Origin of the sequence: Methylobacterium trifolii, assembly GCF_022179685.1 — a bacterium.
GTDB lineage: Bacteria > Pseudomonadota > Alphaproteobacteria > Rhizobiales > Beijerinckiaceae > Methylobacterium > Methylobacterium trifolii.
Genome location: NZ_BPRB01000165.1, coordinates 20,782 through 27,125, shown reverse-complemented (window position 1 = coordinate 27,125; position 6,344 = coordinate 20,782). Strand labels below are relative to the sequence as shown.

Sequence of the window (6,344 nt, the reverse complement as noted above, 5' to 3'; positions counted from 1 at the left end):
GAGGCCCGCACGCGGGCCGGGACATGTCCTGAAAGCGATCCGTGAATACGATAGCCCGCAGAGGGGGGAGGGAAACGCCCGTGCCGGGTCTTCCATTCGCTTCATCGTATCGCGGCAGGCGATGAGCCCGGCCCGTGACTCGCTTTACCAGGTGCGCGCTACGCGAGAGTCGAAGGTCGTATCGGCCGAAACGCGGGGCAGGCCGGAATGCGGTGCACGCCCGAGGGTTGACGCCCGGGAGCCCGCGCGTCCAATGCCGCCGTCCCACGGGAGGCCCCGATGCCGCCGATCCTCGCCTTGCCCTTCCCGGCCATCGACCCGGTGGCCGTCGCCATCGGGCCGATCACCATCAAGTGGTATGCGCTCGCCTACATCGTCGGCCTGATCGGCGGCTGGTACTATGCCCGGCGCCTCGTCCTGGCCGACCGGCTCTGGGGCGTGGTGCGGCGTCCGAGCCCGGCCGACATGGACGACCTCGTGGTCTGGGTGGCGCTCGGCGTCGTCCTCGGCGGGCGCATCGGCTACGTCCTGTTCTACAACCTGCCGATGTACCTCGCCGACCCGGCCGAGATCTTCGCGATCCGCAACGGCGGCATGTCCTTCCACGGCGGCTTCCTCGGCGCGATCCTGGCCATGCTCGTCTTCGCCTGGGCCAGGAACCTCAACGGCTACACCCTGCTGGACATCGCGGCCGTGGTGGTGCCGATCGGCCTGTTCTTCGGGCGCATCGCCAACTTCGTGAACGGCGAGTTGTGGGGCCGGGTCGCGCCGGACTTCGCCTACGCCGTGGTCTTCCCCGGCGGCGGCCCCCTGCCCCGCCATCCGAGCCAACTCTACGAGGCGGCGACCGAGGGTGTCCTGCTCTTCGTCGTGATGGCGCTGGCCGTCCACCGCTTCGGCTTCCGCAAGCCCGGCCTGCTCGGGGGCCTGTTCGTCCTCGGCTACGCGCTCGCGCGCACGGTCTGCGAGTTCTTCCGCGAGCCCGACCGGCAGCTCGGCTACCTGTTCGGCGACCATCTCGGGCCGCTCGGCGGCGGCATCACCATGGGCATGCTCCTCTGCGTGCCGATGGCCCTGGTGGGCCTGACCTACGTGGTGCTGGCCGCCCGGGGGGTGACGCGCCCGCGGGTGCCGGTGGAGACCCTGCGCGAGGGGACGATCGGGGCGTGAGCGGCACGCCGCTCGGGCGCGAGATCGCGCACGCCATCCGCGAGGCCGGGCCGATCGGCATCGACCGCTACATGGCCCTCTGCCTCGGCCACCCGGTGCACGGCTACTACCGCACCCGCGATCCCCTGGGGCCGCGGGGCGACTTCACCACGGCGCCCGAGATCAGCCAGATGTTCGGCGAACTCGTCGGGGTCTGGATCGCGGCCGTCCGGGCCGCGATGGGTGCGCCGAAAGCCCTGCGCCTCGTGGAACTCGGCCCCGGCCGTGGCACCCTGATGGCCGACGCCCTGCGGGCGCTGGGGGCGCTGGCACCCGGAACGGCCTTCGACCTCCACCTCGTCGAGACCAGCCCGGCCTTGCGGGCGACGCAAGGGGCGGTGCTCTCCGGCGCCCGCCCGATCTGGCACGACACCCCCGACACCCTGCCGGAGGGTCCGGCCATCGTGATCGCCAACGAGTTCTTCGACTGCCTGCCCGTGCGCCAGTTCCTGCGCACGGAGCGCGGCTGGTGCGAGCGGGTGGTCGGGCTCGGGCAGGGCAATCTCGGACAGGGCAATCTCGGGCAGGACGATCTCGGACAGGACGGGCGCCTCGCCTTCGGCCTCGCCCCGGAGCCGACGCGGGGCCTCGACGACGACGCGCCGATGGGCGCGCTGATGAGCGTGCCGGGGGCCGGCCTCGCCCTGATGCGCGGGCTGGCACGGCGGCTATGCGCGACTGGGGGCGCCCTGCTGCTGATCGATTATGGGCACGTCCGGCCGGGATTCGGCGATACGCTCCAGGCGCTCTCCGGCCACCGCTTCGCCGATCCGCTGGAGGCGCCGGGGGAGGCCGACCTGACGGCGCACGTGGACTTTTCCGCACTCGCCCGCGCCGCGCGAGGCGAAGGCGCCGCGGTTCACGGCCCCATCGACCAACACGACTTCCTGCTAGCGCTCGGGATCGGGGCCCGCGCCGAACGGCTCAAGGCGCGCGCGGACGAGGCTCAGGCCACCGCCATCGACGCGGCCGTCGCCCGCCTGACCGATCCGGGTCCGACGGGGATGGGCGGCCTGTTCAAGGTCATGGCGGTCAGCGATCCGGACCTCGGACCACTGCCGCCCTTCGTGTAGGGGCGCTCAGCCCTCGAAGGAGGCGAAGCCCTCGGCGGGCGCGACCTCGGTGCCGCGGATCGCCTCCGACCCCGACGAGGACGCGGGGACGGCCTCACGGCTCCCGTCCTGTTCGCCGGCGCGGCCGGCCGGGTGCTCGCCGGAGTCCGGCAATGAGGGCCAGATGGGGCGGTCGGGGTCGATCCGTCGCGTCATCGTCGTGCTTCCTCGGGATGGACCGGGCCTCGGTCCTGGGCAGAGACGGAATGCGGATCGCGGGCCCCCGGTTCCGGGGGCGATCGGGCATCGTCTCCGGGCCGGGCTTGCGCTATCGAGCCCGCACGCCGTCCCCCCACACGAGGGCATGCCATGGTCATCGAAGCGCCGGAACTCAGCTCGCATTCCGGCATCCGCCACGCCTTCTTCACCCGCGCGGGCGGCGTCTCGGAAGGGATCTACGCGTCCCTCAACGGAGGCCTCGGCTCCAGCGACCGGCCGGAGGCGGTGGCCGAGAACCGGGGCCGGATGTGCGCGCAGCTCGGCCTGCCCGCGGACCGGCTGGTGAGCCTGTACCAGGTGCACTCGGCCGAGGTGGTGACGGTGGAAGCCCCGTTCCCGGCCGCGGAACGGCCGAAGGCCGACGCCATGGTGACGCGGGTTCCGGGCCTGGCGCTCGGCATCGCCACGGCCGATTGCGGCCCGATCCTGTTCGCCGACCCGGAGGGGCTCGTCGTCGGCGCGGCCCATGCCGGCTGGAAGGGGGCGCTGACCGGGGTGATCGCGGCGACCGTCTCGGCGATGGAGCGGCTGGGCGCCCGGCGCGAGCGCATCGTCGCGGTGCTCGGGCCGACCATCGGCCAGGCCTCCTACGAGGTCGGGCCGGATTTCGTCGCGCGCTTCTCGGCGGAAGCGCCGGGGATGGAGCGCTTCCTCGGCGCGGGCTCGCGGGCCGACCACGCCCAGTTCGACCTGCCGGGCTTCATCCTGGCCCGGCTCCGGGAGGCCGGCATCGGCGAGGCGACGGCCCTGGGCCTGTGCACCTACGCCGACCCGGAGCGCTTCTACAGCTACCGCCGCACCACCCATCGCGGGGAGGCCGATTACGGCCGGCTGATCTCGGCCATCGCCCTCACGCCGTGAGCGGGTTCCCGTCGCGCGAGTGCCTGCGACAATCTGTCGAGCTTGCCGCCGAAAAAAAGCGTGGCCGTGGGTGAACCTTGGCCGTGGGAGCGCGTTCTGCCTGCGAGGTTCCATGGGAACAACAGCAGGATCGCCACAAAGGGGCCGCCATCGAAGCGGTCGGCGTACCTGCAAGGCAACAGCCACCCCGGGACCCGAGGCGTATAGCCAGCCCATCGGTGCCACCCGCCCTCGGCGACGGCGGTACCCGTAGAGTTTGAGAGGACCAGACCATGAAATCCCTTCTCCGGGGCGCCAGCGCCCTTGCCGGAATCGCCCTCGCGGGCTCCGCCTTCGCCGCCGACCTGCCCCGCCGCGCCCCCCCGCCGGTGTTCACCCCCGTCCCCGTCTTCACCTGGACCGGCTTCTACGCCGGCTTCAACGCGGGCTACGGCTTCGACGCCAGCGAGCGCCGCTCCTCCACGGTCGTCGGCGTCCCCGGTGCCTACGGCGTGTTCGCCAACGGCGGCTCGGGCGTGCTGGCCTTCCCCGGCGGCCGCTCGCAGGACGGCTTCGTCGGCGGTGGCCAGATCGGCTACAACTACCAGTTCACCCCGGGCTCGGGCTTCGTGATCGGCGTCGAGGCCGACGCCCAGTACGTCGACTTCGGCCGTGACCGGAACCGCTTCGCCGCCTCCAGCGCCATCGCGCCCGGCACCCTCGTCTACAACCCGAGCGGCCTCTCGAGCCTCGACTACTTCGGCACCGTGCGCGGCCGCCTCGGCTACGCCTTCGACCGCACCCTCGTGTACGGCACCGGCGGCTTCGCCTACGGTTCGGGCGGCGGGCGCGAGTTCGGCCTGACCAACGCCAGCAGCGACACCTTCCAGACCGGCTGGGCCGCCGGCGCCGGCGTCGAGTACGCCCTGCCGACCGACTCCTTCCTGAACTTCTTCCGCTCCTCGGCCGTGACGCTCAAGGTCGAAGGCCTGTACGTCAACCTCGACCGCGGCAACCGCAACACCGGCGCCTTCGCCACCAACGGTCTCGGCACCGTCGGCATCGGCAGCCCCGGCGTCGTCCTCGCGGCCGGCCCGACCTCGCGTCGCAACGACACCGAGTTCGCCGTCGTCCGCGCCGGCCTGAACTACAAGTTCGGCACCTACTAGGACCCGCGACGGCCGCACCCGCCAGGGCACGGCCGACCGCCTTCGACGAGAGCCCGGCCGCAAGGCCGGGCTTTTTCGTCTTCGCACCTCCGGTGCGGTCCGTGCCCGAAGAGCGTCTTGCAGGAGGCTACGGCACAGTGGCGGGGACGCCGAGGGCGGTGCCCGCCTCCGCCAGCCTGCGGTCGAGCGTCGCCAGGGCGACGCCGTGGTCGGCGGCCACCGCCAGGTGCAGGGCATCGCCTGCGCGCAAGCCGAGATCGAACCGATCCGCGAAATGCGCCGCCGATCGGAACTGCCGCTCGGCAATCGGCAGGACGACGAAGGACTCCGCCGAGAGGCGCGCGAAGGCGGACAGAGCCGCAATCCGGTGCTCGGGCGAAAGGTCGCCCCTGCGGACCTTGATCGAGAGGGCTGCGGATAACTCCGTCGCGACCCAGGCGCTGATCGTCAGATCGCCCGCCGCCTGCGCCCCGAGCCAAGCCTGCATCCGGGCCGTCTCGGCTTCGTTGGTCAGGGCACAGACCAGGATCGACGTGTCGAGATAGGGCATCAGTACCGGTCGTCGTCGCGCATTCCGCGGACGAACCCGGCGGCGCCCTCCTCCTGAACCGGCATTCCTGCGGTGATCGCCTCGAGCATCGCCGGGTCGACGGCCCGGCGGGAGGCACCCGCGCCGGTCAGGCGCGCGACCGCCCTTCCGCGTCGGGTGATCGTGACCGTGTCGCCCGCCTCGACACGGTCGAGGAGCGCACTCAGGTGTGCCTTGGCCTCGGCCAGGCTGACGGTGCTCATCGCAGGCGGCGCTCCTTCATGACCCGTTCACGGGTCATATACGGCGTTCCATCGGACGGAGCGAGTCGAAGCCGGGGCTCGCAGGGAGCCACCGGCTCTGCCTGTCTCTGCCTACCCCTCCCCCGTCACCAGCCCGTGATGGCGAAGATTTCATGCGCCGGCCCGGCCGGGCCCCTGACAAAGCGTGGGCGCCCACCCCATCTCGTCCTGCGTCGACGCGGCGCATCGGACGGGCCGCGGATTTGATTTCGAGGAGGACGACTCCATGAACAGCGAAGAACGCGACGTCATCTCCGGCATCTTCCAGCGTCTGGAGCAGGCCTCGAGCCAGCCCCGCGACGCGGATGCCGAGCGCTTCATCGCCGAGAAGCTGCGGACCCAGCCCTACGCCCCCTACGCCATGGCCCAGCTCATCTACGTGCAGGAGGAGGCGATCAAGAGCCTCAACCAGCAGTTGGAGGAGGCGCGCCGGCAGCAGCAGGCGCAGCCGCAGGGGGGCGGCGGGTTCCTGTCGAGCATCTTCGGCGGCGGTTCCCAGCGTCCGGAGCCGCAGCCGCAGGGCTACGCGCCCCAGCAGCGCCCCGGCGGCGCCTGGGGCAACCAGGGCGGCCCGCAGCAGGGCTACCCGCAGCAGCCCGGCTATCCGCAGCAAGGCTATCCCCAGCAGGGCGGCCCGCAGCAGGGCGGTCCCTGGGCCGGCCAGCAGGCGCCGGCCCGCGGCGGCGGGTTCATGGCCACCGCGCTTCCGATGGCGGCGGGCGCGGCCGGCGGCATGCTGCTCGGCAGCGCCCTGTCGAACGCCTTCGCCGGCGGCCACTCGCATCTCGGCAGCGCGGCTGCGGCCGGGCTCGGGGGATCGGACAATGCCAGCGCGACCCAGGATTTCGGAGCCCCGCTCGGCGGCGGCAACGACTTCCAGGACGCCACGTTCGACAACGACGCGGGCGGCGGCGATGATTTCGGCGGCGACGTCGCCGGCGGGGACGACAGCGACTGGGCCTGA

The 6,344-nt window shown here is 72.3% G+C and carries 8 protein-coding genes; 5 read left to right on the top strand and 3 right to left on the bottom strand.

Going from position 1 to position 6,344, the window contains the following annotated elements:
• The first annotated feature begins 279 nt into the window (after nucleotides 1–279).
• Together lgt and COGEMETH_RS15015 are read left to right on the top strand one after the other, a co-directional pair.
• Nucleotides 280–1,170, top strand: coding sequence for a prolipoprotein diacylglyceryl transferase (gene lgt / locus COGEMETH_RS15020; protein WP_238183411.1), 891 nt, complete (start codon nucleotides 280–282; stop codon nucleotides 1,168–1,170).
• A complete protein-coding gene (locus COGEMETH_RS15015) occupies nucleotides 1,167–2,282 on the top strand; it encodes a class I SAM-dependent methyltransferase (protein ID WP_238183410.1) in 1,116 nt (371 codons plus the stop codon). The genes lgt and COGEMETH_RS15015 overlap by 4 nt, the downstream gene beginning before the upstream one ends.
• A gap of 6 nt (nucleotides 2,283–2,288) precedes the next feature.
• Here COGEMETH_RS15015 and COGEMETH_RS15010 read toward each other — a convergent pair whose 3' ends face one another.
• On the bottom strand, nucleotides 2,289–2,477 hold the full coding sequence (locus COGEMETH_RS15010) for a hypothetical protein (RefSeq protein ID WP_238183409.1): 189 nt from the start codon (nucleotides 2,475–2,477) through the stop codon (nucleotides 2,289–2,291).
• A 153-nt stretch (nucleotides 2,478–2,630) separates the two neighbouring features.
• Between COGEMETH_RS15010 and pgeF the strand changes: the two genes are divergently transcribed.
• On the top strand, nucleotides 2,631–3,401 hold the full coding sequence (gene pgeF / locus COGEMETH_RS15005) for a peptidoglycan editing factor PgeF (protein WP_238183408.1): 771 nt from the start codon (nucleotides 2,631–2,633) through the stop codon (nucleotides 3,399–3,401).
• A 272-nt stretch (nucleotides 3,402–3,673) separates the two neighbouring features.
• The gene (locus COGEMETH_RS15000) at nucleotides 3,674–4,549 is read left to right on the top strand and encodes an outer membrane protein (RefSeq protein ID WP_238183407.1); all 876 of its coding nucleotides are present in this window, start codon (nucleotides 3,674–3,676) and stop codon (nucleotides 4,547–4,549) included.
• A gap of 127 nt (nucleotides 4,550–4,676) precedes the next feature.
• Here the strand turns inward: COGEMETH_RS15000 and COGEMETH_RS14995 are convergent, their stop codons facing one another.
• Complete coding sequence (locus tag COGEMETH_RS14995; RefSeq protein WP_238183406.1) at nucleotides 4,677–5,099, bottom strand: type II toxin-antitoxin system VapC family toxin; 423 nt, start codon at nucleotides 5,097–5,099, stop codon at nucleotides 4,677–4,679.
• Nucleotides 5,099–5,341: a type II toxin-antitoxin system Phd/YefM family antitoxin gene (locus COGEMETH_RS14990; RefSeq protein ID WP_238183405.1), complete on the bottom strand. Its 243-nt coding sequence runs from the start codon at nucleotides 5,339–5,341 to the stop codon at nucleotides 5,099–5,101. Before COGEMETH_RS14990 ends, COGEMETH_RS14995 begins: the two co-directional genes overlap by 1 nt.
• A 265-nt stretch (nucleotides 5,342–5,606) precedes the next feature.
• On the opposite strand from COGEMETH_RS14990, the gene COGEMETH_RS14985 reads away from it, so the two are divergent.
• Nucleotides 5,607–6,344 (top strand): DUF2076 domain-containing protein, encoded by a 738-nt coding sequence (locus COGEMETH_RS14985; protein ID WP_238183404.1) that lies wholly within the window; start codon nucleotides 5,607–5,609, stop codon nucleotides 6,342–6,344.